Consider the following 18,402-nt stretch of genomic DNA (forward strand, 5'->3'; position numbering starts at 1 on the left):
ACTTTAATAGTAAATGATATATTTGATTGCTTAATTTTTCAACAACTAATTCCTTATAAAATGCCCATCACAACAAACAACCCGAAACGAAAATCCTGGCTTCCCGTCCCTGAAAACAGCGACTTTCCGATACAAAATATTCCGTTTGGTGTTTTTCTGACCAAAGAGGATGTGATTACCATTGGAACCCGAATCGGAGATTATGCTATCGACTTGGGCGCTTTGCAGCAATTGAATTATTTCGAAGGTATAGATCTTACCGACGACATGTTCATGCAGGATACATTAAACGATTTCATTTCGGACGGAAAAAAGACCTGGCGTTTGGTACGCAACCGCATCAGTGACATCTTTGAACAAAGTAATCCGAAACTGAGAGACAACAAAGAGCACCGGGATATTGTCATTTTTAAAATGGAAGATGTAGAGATGCAATTGCCGGTTTTAATTGGCGATTATACCGATTTCTATTCGAGCAAAGAACACGCTACCAATGTGGGTAAAATGTTCCGTGACCCCGAAAATGCTTTGTTGCCCAACTGGTTACACATCCCGGTAGGCTACCATGGCAGAAGTTCTACCATTATACCGTCGGGAATTCCAATCCACAGGCCTATGGGACAAACCTTGCCTAACGGCGAAAGCACGCCGGTATTCGGTCCGTCTCGCTTGGTTGACTTTGAGTTGGAAACCGCTTTCATCACTACTGATGCCAACATCATGGGCGAAAATATTCCTATCAACGAAGCCGAAGATTATATCTTCGGAATGGTATTACTCAACGATTGGAGTGCCCGCGATATTCAGAAATGGGAATATGTACCACTAGGACCCTTCTTGGCCAAAAACTTTGCTTCCTCCATCTCTCCTTGGATTGTAACTATGGATGCTTTGGAACCGTTCCGATGTAAAGGACCGAATCAGGAACCGATGCCACTGCCCTACTTGCAACAAAAAGGAAAAAATGCTTTCGACATCAATTTAGAAGTTTACATAGAACCCGAAAATGTGGCTCCGAGTTTGATTTCAAAATCCAATTTCAAATACATGTACTGGTCAATGTCACAACAATTGGCACATCACACCTCCAACGGTTGCCGTGTAAATTCAGGCGACATGATGGGTTCCGGAACCATATCGGGTCCAACCCCTGACAGTTTTGGCTCGATGCTTGAGTTGACTTGGGGCGGAAAAAATCCGTTAAAAATGGCTGATGGCAGTGAACGTAAATTCATAAACGATAACGACACCGTAATCATGAAAGGCTACTGCCAAAACCGTTCGGTACGCATTGGCTTTGGGGAAGTTTCCACCAAACTGTTACCACCTTTCGTCAGAAAATAAAAAACAATACAAATAAATAATACTTCAACAAACAACTAAATTTTACAATGAAAAACACTGCATTAACACACATTCACGAAAGTCTGGGCGCGAAAATGGTTCCGTTTGCCGGGTACAACATGCCGGTACAATACGAAGGCGTCAATGCCGAACACGAAACCGTACGAAATGGTGTGGGTGTATTTGATGTGTCACACATGGGCGAATTTTTACTTACGGGTGAAAATGCTTTGGCTTTAATTCAAAAAGTAACCTCTAATGATGCTTCGACCTTGGAAATCGGACGAGCTCAATATTCTTGTTTACCTAACAATAATGGCGGAATTGTAGACGATTTAATCGTATACCGTATGAAAGAAAACCAATATTTATTGGTGGTAAATGCCTCTAACATTGAAAAAGACTGGAATTGGATTTCTTCACACAATGATGTAGGCGTGGACATGAAAAACATATCCGATGACTATTCCCTGTTAGCCATTCAAGGACCTAAAGCAGCAGAAGCCATGCAATCACTAACGGAAATCAATTTATCCGAAATCAAATACTATCATTTTGAGGTAGGTCCGTTTGCAGGAGTGGAAAATGTAATCATTTCAGCTACGGGTTATACCGGTTCAGGCGGATTTGAAATTTACTGCAAAAATGAAAATGTGGAACAGATTTGGAACAAAGTATTCGAAGCTGGTGCTGCATTTGGAATCAAACCAATTGGTTTGGCGGCACGCGATACCTTGCGTCTCGAAATGGGATTCTGTTTATACGGAAATGACATCAACGATACGACCTCCCCATTAGAGGCTGGTTTGGGTTGGATTACCAAATTCAATAAAGATTTTACCAATTCCGAAAACCTGAAAAAACAAAAAGAAGCCGGAGTGACCCGCAAGTTGGTTGGCTTCGAATTAATTGAAAGAGGGATTCCGCGCCACGATTACGAAATCGTAGATGCTGACGGAAACAACATCGGAATCGTTACTTCGGGAACCATGGCCCCTTCGTTGGGCAAAGGAATCGGAATGGGGTATGTCAAAACCGAATTCTCCGGAGTGGACAGCGACATTTACATCCAAATCCGCAACAACAAAGTAAAAGCAAAGGTGGTGAAAATGCCTTTCTATAAAAAATAAGTCTCTTGAAAAAACCGTTTATTTTTCTATTGTTTCCTGTTTTTCTGTTTGGTCAAACTGAAAAAAATCCTTGTGAAACATTGGCTAGAATAAATTGGATGATTCAGGAAAACCATTACCATCCTAAACCGGTAGACGACAGTCTGTCGGTTTATGTTTTTAAAACCTTTTTGAGTCAGTTGGATGAGGAAAACCGACTCTTCACAGCTCCCGAAATTGACCAGCTCAAAAAATACGAGTATACAATCGACGATTATATCAATTCCGGGAACTGTGATTTTCTGCACGATTTTTATGTGGCCTACACCAAAACGGTTTCTCGCTATGTTTCCATTGTAAATACTATCGAAAAAGAACCTTTTGCATTCACAAGCCCCGAAAAAGTAGTGTTTTCCAAAAAAGCATTTCCGTATGCCAAAGACGAAGCCGAAATCAAACATTTGTACAAAAAACGAATTTTGTTCAATATCCTTCGCGATGTGGCGGAATTGAGCACCAATAAAGATTCGTTGACGGCTAATTTCGATTTGTTGGCAGAAACAAGTAAGGCCAAAACGTTTGAAAAATCCAAATGTAAAATAGAAAGCTATCAACATACTGAAGCTGAATTTCAATCGATTTTTATCAATGTGTTCTGCTCCTATTTTGACCCGCATACCGAATATTTTTCACAAAATGAAAAGTCTTCCTTCTTCTCTTCAGTAAGTTCAGACAACATGACTTTCGGTCTCTATGTCTCCATGACCGAAAAAGATGAAATGACGGTAGACGACATCATTCCGGGGAGTTCGGCCTATTTCACGGAGAAAATTGACAAAGGTGACCAACTGATGAAAATTAAGTACCGAAATGACGAATACGAAATTGCCTGTGCTTCAATGAAAAAAATTTCTGAAATCATCAGTTCCAGCGATTACAAAACCGCCGATTTCACATTCCGTAAAAAAAGCGGCGAAATTTACAGCGTGCAGTTGGTCAAAAAGGTAATGAAGGATTATCAGAACAATGTTTTCAGTTTCAAAATTAAAAAAGGGGAAGCAACATTCGGTTACATACGAATCCCAAGCTTTTATTCCACTTTTGAAAACGGAAAATCGAACGTGAGTAATGATCTGACCAAAGAAGTCTACAAGCTTCAGAAAGACTATGTTGACGGCATCATCATTGATTTGGAAAATAATGGCGGCGGCTCAATGGAGGAAGCCGTTCGGGCTTCCGGATTGTTTATTGAGGAAGGGCCGCTGGCTGTGATGAATGACAATCACAACAGAAAAGAAATTTTAAAAGATGTAAATCGCGGCACTATTTACAACGGTCCTATGGTGATTCTGATTAACGGTTTCTCCGCTTCTGCCAGCGAATTTTTCACCAACGTCATGCAGGATTACAATCGAGCCATTGTAATTGGCAACAAATCACTGGGCAAAGCAACCATGCAAAGAGTTTTTCCGGTAGATGACAATAACGACGAATTTCTGAAACTCACATTGGAAAAATTCTATCGCATCACCGGCAAAAGCAATCAGTATATAGGCATAACACCCGATGTGGAAATTCCGCTGCTTTTTGACAAACAAATGCCCCGGGAGGACAGTCAGGAAACGGCCTTGAAAAATGATGAAATTCAGGTCGCTGTAAAATACAACCGAATCCCTAACGAAGCCTATGCCCAGGCAATCAGTTTGAGTAAAAAGAGAGTGCAGACCAGCAAGGAAGCCAATGACATCATCGCTTTAAACAATAAAATCAATCCGATTTACGATAACGATTTGCCTCCCATAGCGCTCAATTTTGATGCCGTGTATAATGATGTTTCCAAAATAAATACCTTGTGGAAAGAGATTGAATCAGCCACCGAAAAAGAATACCCGATGGTTCTGGAACAAAATTCTATAGACAGTGAAAATCAAAAATTTGATGACTATTTAAAAAGCTGCAATACCGAAAGAAGTAAAGACATCAAAAGAAACTACCATATTGTTGAAGCAGTGAATATCTTAAACGACATTAAACAATTGAAGTAGTATTTGCATTAATCGAATAATCACTTATTTTTGCAATCGATTTTAACAAAACTAAATATCCTTAGAAATGGGAAGAGCATTTGAATTTAGAAAAGGAAGAAAAATGAAGCGTTGGGCTGCCATGGCCAAAGCCTTTACCCGAATTGGGAAAGATATCGTAATGGCAGTAAAAGAAGGCGGGCCTAACCCCGAAGCCAATTCGCGCCTGAGAGCGGTAATGCAAAATGCCAAGGCCGCTAATATGCCTAAAGAGAACGTAGAACGCGCTATCAAAAAAGCAACCGACAAAGATACTGCCAACTATAAAGAAGTATTGTTTGAAGGCTATGCCCCGCACGGTATTGCAATTTTGATTGAAACCGCTACCGATAACAACAACAGAACCGTGGCCAACATCCGCAGCTATTTCAATAAATGCAACGGAACCATGGGAACCCAAGGTTCGGTAGAATTCATGTTTGACCATACGTGTAATTTCCGCATTCCGAATAAAAACATCGATATCGAAGAAATGGAATTGGAATTCATTGACTTCGGTGCCGAAGAAATCTTTGCCGATGAAGACGATATCTTAATCTATGCTCCTTTTGAAAGTTTTGGAGCCATTCAAAAAGAATTGGAAAACCGCGGCATTGAAATCCTGTCATCCGGTTTTGAGCGCATCCCGCAAATCACCAAAGAATTGACCCCGGAACAAGTAGCCGATGTGGAAAAATTGTTGGAAAAAATTGAGGAAGATGATGATGTGATGAACGTTTACCACACCATGCAGGAATAAAGACAATCATAATAATCCAATTGAGATTGAATCCGTTTTGTGAAAACAGAACGGATTTTTTATTGCTCTGATTTCAAACCACTTATCGATTTTATAAAAAATATTCTGTCAGGAATTTGTAACATTTAATAAAGGCTTCCGTACAATTACAGATTTTTACCCTAGCTCAACCATAAAAAATAACGCAAGATGTTGTGTCATCACAAGGAAACCCTTTCCGATGTAAACCTCCCTTATTTTCCTATTGGTTCTACCCTAAAAATCACTGAACATTTTTTAATTTAATTCTAATAACAATGGATGGAATTTTATCTTATTGGTGGATAATCATTTTGGCATTATCAATCATTCTTTACAAATTTGTTTTACGTGTCTTCTTCGGAATGGTGATTGTTCCCGAAGACAAAATTGGCTTGGTAACCAAAAAATTCGTGCTTTTCGGAGCCGACAAATCATTGCCCGACGGCAGAATCATTGCCACCAAAGGCGAAGCCGGATACCAGGCGCAAACCCTGGCTCCGGGGCTATACTGGATGAAGTGGATTTGGCAGTACTCTATCGATATGACACCGTTTACCATCATCCCCGAAGGAAAGATTGGACTGGTATTAAGTAAGGACGGAAAGGAAATCCCAACCGGACGCATCTTAGCACGTAAAGTAGAGAGTGACAACTTTCAGGATGCTACATCTTTTTTAAATAATGGTGGACAAAAAGGACGTCAAACGGCTTTCATCACTACCGGTTCCTATCGTATCAACACCTTTTTATTCGAAATCATAATCGTTGAACAGGTAAAGATTTACGAAAACATGATCGGAGTGGTAACCGCCTTAGACGGAGAACCAATTCCACAAGGACAAATAGCAGGTAAGTTTGTAGAAAACCACAACAACTTTCAGGACTTTGACTCGTTCTTAGAGCAGGGCGGTAATCGTGGACTTCAACCACAAGTCATGCTGGCAGGATCTTACTACATCAACACTTGGGCCATACAAATTGAACAAAACCCTATGACCGACGTACCGATTGGTTATGTTGGGGTTGTCATTTCGTATATAGGAGAAGACGGTCAGGATGTCACCGGTGAGCATTTCAAACACGGTAACATCGTATCCAAAGGACAACGCGGGGTATGGATGGAACCGCTGGGACCCGGAAAGTATGCCTTGAACAAATACACCACCAAACTGGAACCGGTTCCTACAACCAACTTAGTTTTGAACTGGGCCGATGCCCGAAGTGAGGCACACAATTTGGACCATAATTTATCCACCATTACCGTGCGTTCCAAAGACGGATTCCCTTTCAACCTGGATGTATCACAAATCATTCACGTGCCGGCCAACGAAGCACCTAAAGTAATTGCCCGTTTCGGAAGCATGACCAACTTGGTTTCCCAAGTGTTAGAGCCAACCATCGGAAACTACTTCCGCAACTCGGCTCAGGAGAGCGATGTGATTTCGTTCCTGAGCACCCGTAAAGAACGTCAGGAATCGGCTAAAAACCATATCAAAGTGGTATTGGATGAATACAACGTAAACGCTGTGGATACCTTAATTGGTGACATTGTACCACCTGATTCGTTAATGAAAACCTTAACCGACAGAAAGATTGCGGAAGAAGAGCAAAAAACCTATCAAACCCAAAAAATGGCACAAGAACAACGCCAAGGGATGGAAAAGGAAACCGCTATTGCCGACATGCAGAAAGAAATTGTTCGTGCGTCACAAAGTGTGGAAATCGCGCAACGTACCGCAGATGCTACGGTAAAAAAAGCGGAAGGAGACGCGACCAGTTTGAAACTGAATGTAAACGCCGAAGCCGAAGCCACTAAAATGCGTGCTCAGGCCGAAGCCGAAGCGACCAAAGCCCGAGCCGGAGCCCAAGCCGAAGCCACCCGTTTAAACGCCAGTGCCGAAGCCGAGAAAATCTCCAAAACAGGTTTGGCCGAAGCCGAGAAAATCATGGCTATCGGTAAATCAACCGCAGAAGCCTATCAGTTACAGGTTTCCGCTATGGGCGGCGACAACTTCACCCGTTATAAAGTTACGGAAGAAATCGGTAAAGGAAACATCAAGGTGATTCCGGATGTCTTAATCACAGGGGCTAACGGTTCCGAAGGAGGCATCAGTGGCTTGTTGGGTATGAAACTCATGGAAATGATGGATACCAAAGACAAGGTCAAAGAAGAACCTAAAAAGAAATAAATCTTTTTTAATGTAAAAACTCCGGCTGTTGCCGGAGTTTTTTTGTTTTATTTAAGAAACGTTTGCCTCATTTAATCTCCAATATCTAATACTTTTGCAAAAAACAATATCTCATGGCCCGATTTCAGGAAAACGATTTACCCAAAGCCAAACTCACAGCGAGTTCACTCAACCACGCACTGCTCATCTTCAAATACGCTAACCAACACAAATGGAAATTCTACGTCGGTTTAGTATTCCTCCTGTGCACCGGAGCCACTGCCTTGGCCTTTCCCAAACTCATGGGAATGCTGGTAGACTGTGTGAAAAACAAAAACAACGAGGAAGCCAATACAATTGCTTTAAGTCTGGTCGCGATTCTCTCTTTTCAGGCGTTGTTTTCATTTTTCCGCCTGTCGCTTTTTGTCAACTTTACTGAAAACACCTTGGCCAACCTTCGACTGGCCCTATACAGCAATTTGATTAAGTTACCGATGTCGTTCTTCTCTCAAAAACGGGTGGGAGAACTCAACAGCCGCATTAGTTCGGATATAACCCAAATACAGGACACCTTAACCACTACCATAGCGGAATTCCTCCGCCAGTTCATCCTGATTATCGGAGGCGTGATACTGTTGGCGACCCAAAGCTTAAAACTCACCCTGATGATGCTCGCCGTAGTCCCTTTGGTAGCCGTGGCTGCCGTAATCTTCGGCAGATTCATTCGAAAATATTCCAAAAACGTACAGGATCAGGTAGCTCAGAGTCAGGTGATTGTCGAAGAAACGCTCCAAGGCATCAGCAACGTCAAAGCTTTTGCCAACGAATGGTATGAAATAGCCCGCTACAAAGGGAAAATTAATGAGATTGTCAAAATCGCCATCAAGGGCGGGCAATACCGGGGATACTTTGCCTCCTTCATCATCTTTTGTTTGTTTGGCTCCATCGTAGCCGTAGTATGGTATGGGGTTACCCTAAGCATCAGCGGCGAAATGAGTGTCGGACAACTCATCTCCTTTGTCTTATATTCCACCTTTGTAGGCGCCTCGTTTGGCGGGATAGCCGAGTTGTATGCCCAAATCCAGAAAGCCGTCGGAGCCACCGAGCGCGTATTTGAATTGCTCGAAGAAACACCCGAAGCAATCAAAGCCAATCCAAACCTGACCACTGAAAAGTTAAAAGGGGAAGTAGCCTTCCGAAATGTAGCCTTCTCCTACCCGTCCCGCAAAGAAATTCAAGTACTGAAAGATGTCAGTTTCTCCGCCCGCTTCGGTCAAAAAATAGCCCTGGTAGGACCCAGCGGCGCAGGCAAGTCAACCATATCATCACTCCTGCTTCGCTTTTATGATATTGAAGGAGGACAAATCCTCATCGACGGCAAAAGTATTTACGACTACGACCTCGAAAACCTGCGTGGAAACATGAGTATCGTCCCTCAGGATGTGATTTTATTCGGAGGCAGCATCCGCGAAAACATTGCCTACGGCAAACCGGAGGCTACCGAAGAAGAAATCCTCAAAGCGGCCAAGCAGGCCAATGCACTCGACTTTGTAAATGGCTTCCCCGATAAATTTGACACTCTGGTGGGCGAACGCGGTATCAAACTCTCCGGCGGACAACGCCAGCGCATTGCCATAGCTCGTGCCCTGCTCAAAAACCCAAGCATCTTAATCCTTGACGAAGCCACTTCATCTCTCGACAGCGAAAGCGAAAAACTGGTACAACAGGCTTTAGAAACCCTGATGGAAGGCCGTACCAGCATCATCATTGCCCACCGTCTTTCCACCATCCGCAATGCCGATGCCATATTGGTACTCAACGAAGGAAAAATAGCCGAACAAGGCACGCACGAGGAATTGTTGCAAATAGATAACGGAATCTATAAAAACCTCTCCAGACTGCAGTTTGCTGATTCTTAAAGAACACGATTCCCTGTCTGAAACAGCAGTGTTACAACATCTGAGAATATTAGTATCTTTGAATAAGAGAACCAAATCCATTCATTGATACCCAAACCAAATGAAACCAACATCCTCGGAACCGTTTTGGCAATACACCCCAGCCTATTGGTTGGAAAAATTGAATACTCCACCTGGCGGACTTGACCCTCAAACCGCCGCCAAAATTCTAAAGCAAAAAGGGATAAAAAAGAAACATTCCTCGGTGGGCAAACGGGATTTGATTCTTTTCCTCAGCCAATTCAAAAGCCCCTTAATGCTCATCTTAATTGGAGCGGTAGTATTGTCTGCTTTTTTAGGCGATACGTCCGATGTTTTTATCATTCTTTTTATAGTGGTTTCAACCGGTTTATTGAGTTTTTTTCAGGAACGCACAGCCGGTCGGATTGTAGAAAAACTGCAATCCATGATTTCATTAAAAAGCACCGTTTTACGCAATGGAAATTCCCTTGAAGTGGCGTCTGACACGGTAGTAGCCGGTGACATTATCTTGCTCAGCGCCGGCAATATCATCCCTGCGGATTGCTTACTCATAGAAGCCAATGAATTACACGTCAACGAATCGAGTTTAACCGGAGAATCGTATCCCGTTCGAAAAGAGGTCGGGGTGCTCGAAAAACAGACCGAATTGGCAAAAAGAAGAAACTGCCTTTGGGAAGGAACCAACGTGGTCAGCGGAAATGCCAAAGCAATCGTGATTCAAACCGGTGAGAATACTGTTTTTGGTTCCATCGCACAAAGTGCTTCCGCCACCGTCGAAACTTCTTTTGAAAAAGGCATCAAAGACTTTGGCTTTTTCCTGATGCGGATCACATTAGTCTTGTCGTTTTTTATTTTGGTCATCAATTTAATCAATCACAAAAAAGTCATTGAATCGGCCTTATTTGCCCTGGCATTAGCGGTGGGAATGGCTCCCGAACTACTACCGGCCATCACAACCATAGCTATGAGTTTTGGAGCCAAAAGAATGCTGGCTAAAAAAGTCATTGTCAAAAAATTATCTTCAATACAAAATCTCGGCGAAGTCAATTTGCTGTGCACAGACAAGACCGGAACCATCACCGAAGGAGTAATTCAAGTGACCGGATTAGTCAATAGCGAAGGCACGGAAGACCCATATGTCAAACAGCTGGCCTACTGGAATGCCTTTTTTGAAACCGGCTACAGCAACCCTATCGACGAAGCGTTAAAACAGTTGCAGCCCGAGCACAAAACAACAGCGGAAAAGCTAAGTGAAGTGCCTTACGACTTCATTCGCAAGCGCTTAAGCATTGCCGTTAAAACCGATACCGAATGCTTGTTAATCAGCAAAGGGGCTTTCAAAGAGGTACTCAGTATTTGCAATTCGGTACGATTAGCCGATGGCACCACAGTGGCCATGGAAAAACAGCAAAAAGGACTGGAAGACCAATTTCAGGGCTTTGGTGAAAAAGGATTGCGGGTGATAGCCATAGGCTACAAAAAAATCACCCCTGACGCTATAGCCAAAAAAGAGGAATGCGACATGGTTTTTGCCGGATTCATCCTCTTGCAGGACCCTATAAAACAAGGCATAGTCGAGACCATAGAAGAACTCAAAAAGTTACAAATCAAACTGAAAATCATTACCGGTGACAACCGCAATGTGGCCAAATCCATAGCGGTGGCCATTGGCATCGAAAATCCGGTGGTCATGACCGGGGAAGAACTCCTAAAAACCAGCCCCGAAGCAATCAAACAATTAGTCAAGAAAGTACACATCTTTGCCGAAGTGGAACCCCAACAAAAAGAGCGCATCATACTGGCATTACGCAAATCCTATACCGTTGCTTACATGGGAGACGGCATCAACGACGTCTCTGCAATAAATGCTGCCGATGTCGGGATATCCGTTGAAAATGCCGCCGATGTTACCCGGGAAGCAGCCGACTTCGTCTTGATGGAAAAAAACCTGATGGTGCTGGTAGACGGAATCATGGAAGGACGCAAAACCTTTGCCAATACCATTAAATACATTTTTATCAATACTGGCTCCACTTTTGGCAACATGTTCAGCGTAGCCATGGCCTCACTCCTGCTGCCCTTTTTACCCATGCTCCCCAAACAAATACTGTTGACCAATTTTATTACCGATTTCCCTTTTCTCATGGTGGCTTCAGATAATGTGGATGAAGAACAATTAAACAAACCCGGCAAATGGAATCTGAAATTCATCCGAAACTACATGATTATCTTCGGAATTCACAGCTCAGTATTTGATATGATTACTTTTATAACCTTATACTTTGTTCTCAAAGTAAAAGAATCGGCATTCCAAACCGGCTGGTTCATAGAATCGATACTGACCGAATTGTTCATTTTGTTTATCATTCGAACCCACAAAAACTTCTTCAAAAGCAAACCGGGAAAATATTTGTTCATCCTCAGTGTCGCCGGCTTTGTCATGACCCTCGGATTACCTTATACACCCCTGGCTGCAGAAGTGGGACTCACCCCGCTGCCGCTGATCAACCTCTCCGCAATTCTTTTGATTGTAGCAGCCTACATCCTGACGGCAGACTGGCTTAAAGTTTGGTTTTTCAACAAATACCGGGAATAGATATTTCTGTCCTCCTGAGCTGAGTTTACCTTGGGGCTACCATTGATTATTCAACATTCATCATTCATCATTCACAAATGTCACCCTGAGTTCTCCCTCAGCCTATTAAAGAGCACCTTTGTCACCCTGAGCTGAGTTTACCCTAAGCTTATTAAAGAGTACATTTGTCACCCTGAGCCTGTCGAAGGGTCGAAGGGCATCATTCAAAATTCAACATTCACCACTCAACATTCACCACTCAACATTCAAAATTGTCACCCTGAGCTGAGTTTACCCTGAGCCTATTAAAGAGCACCTTTGTCACCCTGAGCCTGTCGAAGGGCATCATTCATCATTCACAACCCCCATCACGGTCACCACGGTCCCTTCATCGCCTTTCAAAGCATAGGGCTGCCCATTAAGCTCCTGAAAAAAGGTGACCTGTAAAAAAGACAACAACGTCCCCGGTCCCGAATCCGGTAACGCACAAACCAAAGACAAATCGACCGTTGCGTCCTTCAAAGGCATCAAAACCGGAGTCCCCTTAACAAATTGGCCGGCCCCGCTGCCAAAATCAAAACGCAGCAAAGCCGTTTGCAGTTGCACATGGGTGGCTCCTTTGGGTTGAAGCAAATTGTATTTAGGATTAAACGACTGTATAGCAATAGTTTTTAAATCATCACTTAAAGTATAATGCGATTTAAATACCGTGCCGAAAGACAGGAATTTATTGAACTCGAAATCCAATAACAAAGCCTTCCCTTCATCCGTCTGCACACCAAGCTCCGCCCGAAATTCTCCCTTGCGGGAAACCGGATCACACTGAATCAGTCGGAGCAATAACGCATTCAATCGCGAATACATCCTGCTGTTACTCCCCGCCCGCAAATACAAGCCTCCCAAAACCCGAAACGAACGCGACAGTTGCGACGCCGTGCGCATATACTGCCCATGCATCCTGAAATCAGCATACGAAGCGGAATGCTGATACTTATACTTCGGGACCAAATTCTTCATTTTTATATAACTCCCCTCCTTGGTCCGTACCGAGGTAATATTTCCTAACGTACCGATAAACTTCAACAATCCAACCAACTGTGCCATAGCCTCTTCTTTTAAAATAAATACTGCTCAATCAGAGTTAAAGATACTGATTTTCAACGCCGTATCATAAACATTAAAATAACTTTAACAGGATAGCTTTAGCATAACTATCGTATAGCTGTCGTATAGTTATCGTATAATTGATACCCAACAAAGCTATTACTTACTGCCGTCAAATCGCCCTGCCCCTGCGACATGACCGCCTCCAATCTCCGGTCTTGTGCTTCTGCTGTCGGCGCATAACACAGAATTCATTACCTTTGCGCCATCCGCTGCCAACATTTGGCATAACAGCGTACATAAATCACATCCGCAATGAGCACTTTCGAACAGTTCAACTTACCCAAATCATTACAAAAAGCCATCGACGAATTAGGGCTGACCACGCCTACTCCCATTCAGGAAAAATCCTTTCCGGTGATTATGTCGGGCCGTGATATGATGGGGATTGCACAAACCGGTACGGGTAAAACCTTTGCCTATCTGTTGCCTATTTTAAAACAATGGAAGTTTGTCGCTACCGATACCCCAAGGGTGGTCATCATTGTACCAACCCGTGAACTGGTCGTGCAAGTGGCCGCCGAAGTGGAAAAACTAACACAATACATGTCGGTAAGAGTACTGGGCGTATACGGAGGAGTGAATATCAATACCCAAAAAACAGCCGTGTATCAGGGAATTGATGTCTTGGTAGGAACGCCTGGACGTATCATGGACCTGGCGCTCGACAACGTAATCCGTTTTGACAGCCTCCAAAAATTGGTCATCGATGAGTTTGACGAAATCCTCAATCAGGGATTCCGCTTCCAGGTAACGTCCATTCTGAGCATGCTCAAAAACAAAAGACAGAACATCTTATTCTCCGCCACCATGACCGATGAGGTAGACGAAATGTTGGAAGAATACTTTGAGTTCCCCGAAGAAGTCTCCCTGGCCCCCAGCGGAACACCTTTGGAAAAGATAGACCAACAAGGATACAAAGCGCCCAATTTCCTGACGAAAGTCAATCTAATCGTCGAATTGCTTAAAGACGAGGCGTTAGAAAGAGTACTGCTGTTTGTCAACAATAAAAAGACAGCCGACTTACTGGCTGATAAATTGGAGGAAATCTACCCGGAGCAATTTGGAATCATCCATTCCAACAAATCCCAAAACTACCGCTTGCAAACCATGGCCGCCTTTCAGGCCGGAGCAATCAGAGGTATCGTCACTACAGATGTTATGGCAAGAGGGTTGGACATATCAGACATCTCGCATGTAATCAACGTAGAGTTTCCTGAAATCCCCGAGCAGTACATCCACCGTATCGGTCGTACCGGCCGTGCCGATAAATCAGGGGTTGCCATCAGTCTAATCAGTCCGCGCGAGGAAGAAATCATGATCGAAGCCGAAGTATTGATGGAAAAAGAAATCCGTTTCGCTCCCCTTCCCGATACCGTTGTCATAGCCGAACGTCTCTTGGAATTTGAGAAAGACAAGAAAAAACAAATGAAGTTCCTGCTCAAAAAACCAAAGCTCGAAGGCGGTGCTTCCTTTCATGAAAAGAAAGAAAAAAACAAAAAAGTAAACTTAGGAGGCCCCTCTAAAACAAAGAAAAAGACAGGCACCTCGGTCAACCGTAACATATTGAAGAACAGAGCTGCAAAAAAGAAGAAGAAATAGTTGCCTGAAAACCGTTTTTGCCACGCTTTAGAACTTTATAAAAATTTTGAAAACAGTGATTAAAAACTGAAAACTATAATTATCTTTGACAAGCCGAAGAGGCACCGAATTCCAATAAAAACAAGCCTTTAATGAGGTAAACTTTAGATAAATGCAATTCAAACACCCGGAAATTCTTTATTTTCTCTTTTTGTTGGTAATCCCAATTTTGGTGCATTTATTTCAATTGCGACGGTTCAAAAAAGAATACTTTACCAACGTACAATTCCTCAAAGAACTGTCCATACAAACCCGTAAAAGTTCTACCATCAAAAAATGGTTGTTACTCTGCACCCGCTTGCTATTGCTCACCTTTTTAATCCTAGCTTTTGCCCAACCTTTTTTCAGCGCCAAAGACAGTAAAAAAGCCAACAACGAGCTGTACATCATTTTGGATAATTCCTTCAGCATGCAGGCCAAAGGGAAAAAGGGAGAACTCTTAAAACGCGCCGTTCAGGACTTGTTGGAACATACGCCTCAAGCGCAAAACTTTTCACTAATCACCTGTTCCGAGAACTATTGGAACACCGATATCAAATCAATCCAAAAAGACCTGCAGGACTTAAAATACAGCGCGACTCCGTTCCAACTAGACAATCTGATTGCCAAAGTCAATGCCCGTAAGTCGGCCTTCAACAAAGACATTATAGTCATTACTGATGCCGTCGGGTCAGAAGTAAAGCAAACCAAAGGCTTCAAAAAGGAAGACAACGTCTATTTCATCATTCCCGAGGCAGAACAAAAAAATAACGTCGCTATCGATAGCGTGTACATCCGGCAAACTTTAGATAATTTCTATGAAATAGGCATCAACCTTTCAGCAAACGGAGATGATTTCAATGAGGTGCCTATTGCTTTATACAATAAAAACAAACTGATTGCCAAAACACTCATCAATTTCGAAACCAAGACTAAAACCGTCAACTTCACCATCCCAAAAGAAGATTTCAATGGTTATGCGGCCGTCAATGACAAAGGATTGAACTACGACAACACCTATTACTTTAGTATTTCCAAACCAAGTAAAACCAATGTGATCAGCATTGGAGATACTGACAAAAGTAATTTCCTGGCAAGGATTTACACCAATGATGAATTCAACTATACCAATTTCCCGTTGGCCAATTTAGACTACAACCTGCTGGAAAAACAGGATGCTATTGTGCTCAATGAGGTAAAAGAGATTCCACAAGCCCTGCAAACCACGCTCAAATCATTGGTGGCCAAAGGCGGAAACCTCATTCTCATTCCGGCTCCGGAAAGTAATCCGGCAGCTCTAAATGCCTTTATAGCCCAGTTCGGAACCCTGCAATTCAAACCCGCCACACCAGCTGAAAAGAAAGTAACCAAAATCAATTTCAATCACCCGTTGTTCAGTAGCGTTTTTGAAAAGAAAATCGATAACTTTCAATATCCATCAACCAAAACAGCATTTGGGATAACGAGTACAACACCGACCGTTTTAAGTTATGAAGATCAAACAGCGTTCCTGACCTCATTGCCAAATGACTTGTCTTCGGTCTATGTTTTTGCCGCACCTCTCAATAAAACCAACAGCAACTTCCAAAACTCCCCATTGATTGTTCCAACGTTTTACAATATGGCTCAAAACAGTCAGAAAAACGGTGTGAATGCGATTGTTATTGGTGAGAGCCAACCATTTATCGTGGATGCTTTGCTGTCCAAAGACGAAATCATAACCGTAAAAAATGCAACCGAAAGTTTTATTCCGGTACAACAGCTATTGAATACCAAAGTAAAAATGACGTTCAACGATAACCCTACGGTTGCCGGAAATTTTGGTATCTTTAACGGCGCAAATGTTTTGCAAAACATCAGCTTTAATTACAACCGTACAGAAAGCAATTTGGCTCTGGCCAATCCGGACATAGCCGCTGAGTTCAAAGAAACCGAAGACATTGAAACCGTCTTCAACACCATTCAAACTGATAGAACCGATACGCAAATCTGGAAAGTGTTTGTGGTATTAGCCTTGCTCTTTTTAGCTATAGAATTACTCATTCAAAAATTTGTAAAATGAACCTAATCATCCGAAAAGCCAAAGTTGTTGACCCGCAAAGTCCCTTTCACAATCAAACAGTAGACGTGAAAATTACACAAGGCGTAATTGAGGAAATAGGTACTTCCCTACTTAATATTGATACGCACGAAGAATTGCAACAGGAAGGTTTGCACATCTCGCAAGGCTGGTTTGATACCAGTGTTTCACTGGGCGAACCCGGGTGGGAAGACCGTGAAACCATCGCTAACGGATTATCCGTGGCGGCCAAAAGCGGATTCACCGGTATTGCGTTACAACCCAACTCCTATCCTGTTATGGATAACCAATCCCAAATTCATTTTGTAAAACAAAAAGCGGCCGGCGCAGCCACTGAATTATTCCCAATTGGTGCTTTGACCAAAAATAGCGAAGACAAGGATTTAGCGGAACTGTTTGACATGAAAAATGCCGGAGCTGTGGCTTTCGGGGATTACAATAAGAGTATGGCAAATGCCAATTTGCTCAAAATAGGATTGCAATACACGCAGGATTTTGACGGATTGGTCATTGCCTTTTCGCAGGATGAAAATATCAAAGGAAACGGTGTGGCTAACGAAGGAATTGTTTCCACCCGATTGGGATTGAAAGGAATTCCCAATCTGGCCGAAGAACTAATCGTAGCCCGAAACTTATTTCTGTTGGAATATACAGGCGGAAAATTACATATCCCTACTGTTTCTACAGCCAAATCAGTGGCCTTGATTAAGGAAGCCAAAGCCAAGGGATTGAATGTAAGCTGTAGTGTTTCCGTACATCATTTAGTGTTAACGGATGAGAAACTGCAGGGCTTTGACACGCGCTACAAAGTAACACCTCCGTTGCGAACAGAAGCCGACAGAAAAGCGCTATTAGCAGGTGTTTTAGACAATACCATTGACTGTATCACCAGTGACCACAACCCAATAGATATTGAGCATAAGAAGATGGAATTCGACTTAGCCAAAAACGGTACCATCGGATTGGAAAGTGCGTTTGGTGCCTTACAAACTGTCCTGCCTTTAGACAAAATAATAGAAAAACTAACTTTTGGCAAAACCATTTTAAATATTGAAAGTCATCCTATTGAAAAAGGAAATAATGCTTCACTATCATTATTTACCACAGAGGAAAACTGGACTTTTAACAAAGAAAATATTTTGTCTAAATCCAAAAACTCAGCCTTCTTGGGACAATCCATGAAAGGCAAAGCTATCGGAATCTACAATCAAGGAAAATTAGTAACCCATGGATAAACAGACAATCGACGAAGGAAAAACGGCCGCCATTACCAGCTACATATTAATCGTAGGGGTGTTAATTGCATTGTCTATGAACTCCGAAAGTAAAAATCCGTTTGCTTCTTTTCACATCCGCCAGGGACTAGGATTAACTTTGACCTTTATCATCCTTGGGGTCTCCATCAGTAGTTTTGAAAGCATTTTTGTGGCGGCACCCATGTGGGTGTTCATTTCGGTGTTAACCATTTACGGCATTTTTACTGCAGCCAAAGGCGAAACCACACCGCTTCCGCTATTGGGAAATTTATTCCAACGTGTTTTTAAAAGTATTTAAATAC

Annotated in this window: 12 protein-coding genes; 11 read left to right on the forward strand and 1 reads right to left on the reverse strand. The window is 42.6% G+C overall.

Annotated features, from left to right (window positions below; genetic code table 11):
- Window positions 1–60 precede the first annotated feature (60 nt).
- From fahA to mgtA, 7 genes are all read left to right on the forward strand, one after another.
- Entirely contained in the window at window positions 61–1,344 is a 1,284-nt protein-coding gene (fahA, locus tag ACSVH6_RS06190) for a fumarylacetoacetase (protein WP_438076611.1), read from the forward strand.
- 47 nt (window positions 1,345–1,391) lie between these two features.
- Window positions 1,392–2,474: a glycine cleavage system aminomethyltransferase GcvT gene (gene gcvT / locus ACSVH6_RS06195; protein WP_438076613.1), complete on the forward strand. Its 1,083-nt coding sequence runs from the start codon at window positions 1,392–1,394 to the stop codon at window positions 2,472–2,474.
- A gap of 80 nt (window positions 2,475–2,554) precedes the next feature.
- Window positions 2,555–4,498, forward strand: coding sequence for a S41 family peptidase (locus ACSVH6_RS06200; RefSeq protein WP_438076615.1), 1,944 nt, complete (start codon window positions 2,555–2,557; stop codon window positions 4,496–4,498).
- Between the two features lie 67 nt (window positions 4,499–4,565).
- Window positions 4,566–5,276 carry a YebC/PmpR family DNA-binding transcriptional regulator gene (locus tag ACSVH6_RS06205; RefSeq protein WP_438076617.1) on the forward strand — a complete coding sequence of 237 codons (711 nt, stop codon included), beginning with the start codon at window positions 4,566–4,568 and terminating at the stop codon, window positions 5,274–5,276.
- 296 nt (window positions 5,277–5,572) lie between these two features.
- Window positions 5,573–7,486 (forward strand): SPFH domain-containing protein, encoded by a 1,914-nt coding sequence (locus ACSVH6_RS06210; RefSeq protein WP_438076619.1) that lies wholly within the window; start codon window positions 5,573–5,575, stop codon window positions 7,484–7,486.
- Between the two features lie 113 nt (window positions 7,487–7,599).
- Window positions 7,600–9,384 carry an ABC transporter ATP-binding protein gene (locus ACSVH6_RS06215; protein WP_438076621.1) on the forward strand — a complete coding sequence of 595 codons (1,785 nt, stop codon included), beginning with the start codon at window positions 7,600–7,602 and terminating at the stop codon, window positions 9,382–9,384.
- 100 nt (window positions 9,385–9,484) lie between these two features.
- Window positions 9,485–12,001, forward strand: coding sequence for a magnesium-translocating P-type ATPase (mgtA, locus tag ACSVH6_RS06220; RefSeq protein ID WP_438076623.1), 2,517 nt, complete (start codon window positions 9,485–9,487; stop codon window positions 11,999–12,001).
- Between the two features lie 324 nt (window positions 12,002–12,325).
- Here mgtA and ACSVH6_RS06225 read toward each other — a convergent pair whose 3' ends face one another.
- Window positions 12,326–13,084, reverse strand: a complete 759-nt coding sequence (locus ACSVH6_RS06225; protein WP_438076625.1) for a hypothetical protein — start codon at window positions 13,082–13,084, stop codon at window positions 12,326–12,328.
- A gap of 315 nt (window positions 13,085–13,399) precedes the next feature.
- On the opposite strand from ACSVH6_RS06225, the gene ACSVH6_RS06230 reads away from it, so the two are divergent.
- The 4 genes from ACSVH6_RS06230 (at window position 13,400) to ACSVH6_RS06245 (ending at window position 18,398) form a co-directional block, all read left to right on the forward strand.
- The gene (locus tag ACSVH6_RS06230) at window positions 13,400–14,746 is read left to right on the forward strand and encodes a DEAD/DEAH box helicase (protein ID WP_438076627.1); all 1,347 of its coding nucleotides are present in this window, start codon (window positions 13,400–13,402) and stop codon (window positions 14,744–14,746) included.
- Window positions 14,747–14,897: 151 nt separating this feature from the next.
- Window positions 14,898–16,826, forward strand: a complete 1,929-nt coding sequence (locus tag ACSVH6_RS06235) for a vWA domain-containing protein (protein ID WP_438076629.1) — start codon at window positions 14,898–14,900, stop codon at window positions 16,824–16,826.
- Window positions 16,823–18,079, forward strand: coding sequence for a dihydroorotase (locus ACSVH6_RS06240; protein ID WP_438076631.1), 1,257 nt, complete (start codon window positions 16,823–16,825; stop codon window positions 18,077–18,079). The genes ACSVH6_RS06235 and ACSVH6_RS06240 overlap by 4 nt, the downstream gene beginning before the upstream one ends.
- A complete protein-coding gene (locus tag ACSVH6_RS06245) occupies window positions 18,072–18,398 on the forward strand; it encodes a hypothetical protein (protein WP_438076633.1) in 327 nt (108 codons plus the stop codon). Before ACSVH6_RS06240 ends, ACSVH6_RS06245 begins: the two co-directional genes overlap by 8 nt.
- Window positions 18,399–18,402: the final 4 nt, after the last annotated feature.

Source organism: Flavobacterium sp. XGLA_31, from assembly GCF_051547105.1.
Taxonomy (GTDB): domain Bacteria; phylum Bacteroidota; class Bacteroidia; order Flavobacteriales; family Flavobacteriaceae; genus Flavobacterium.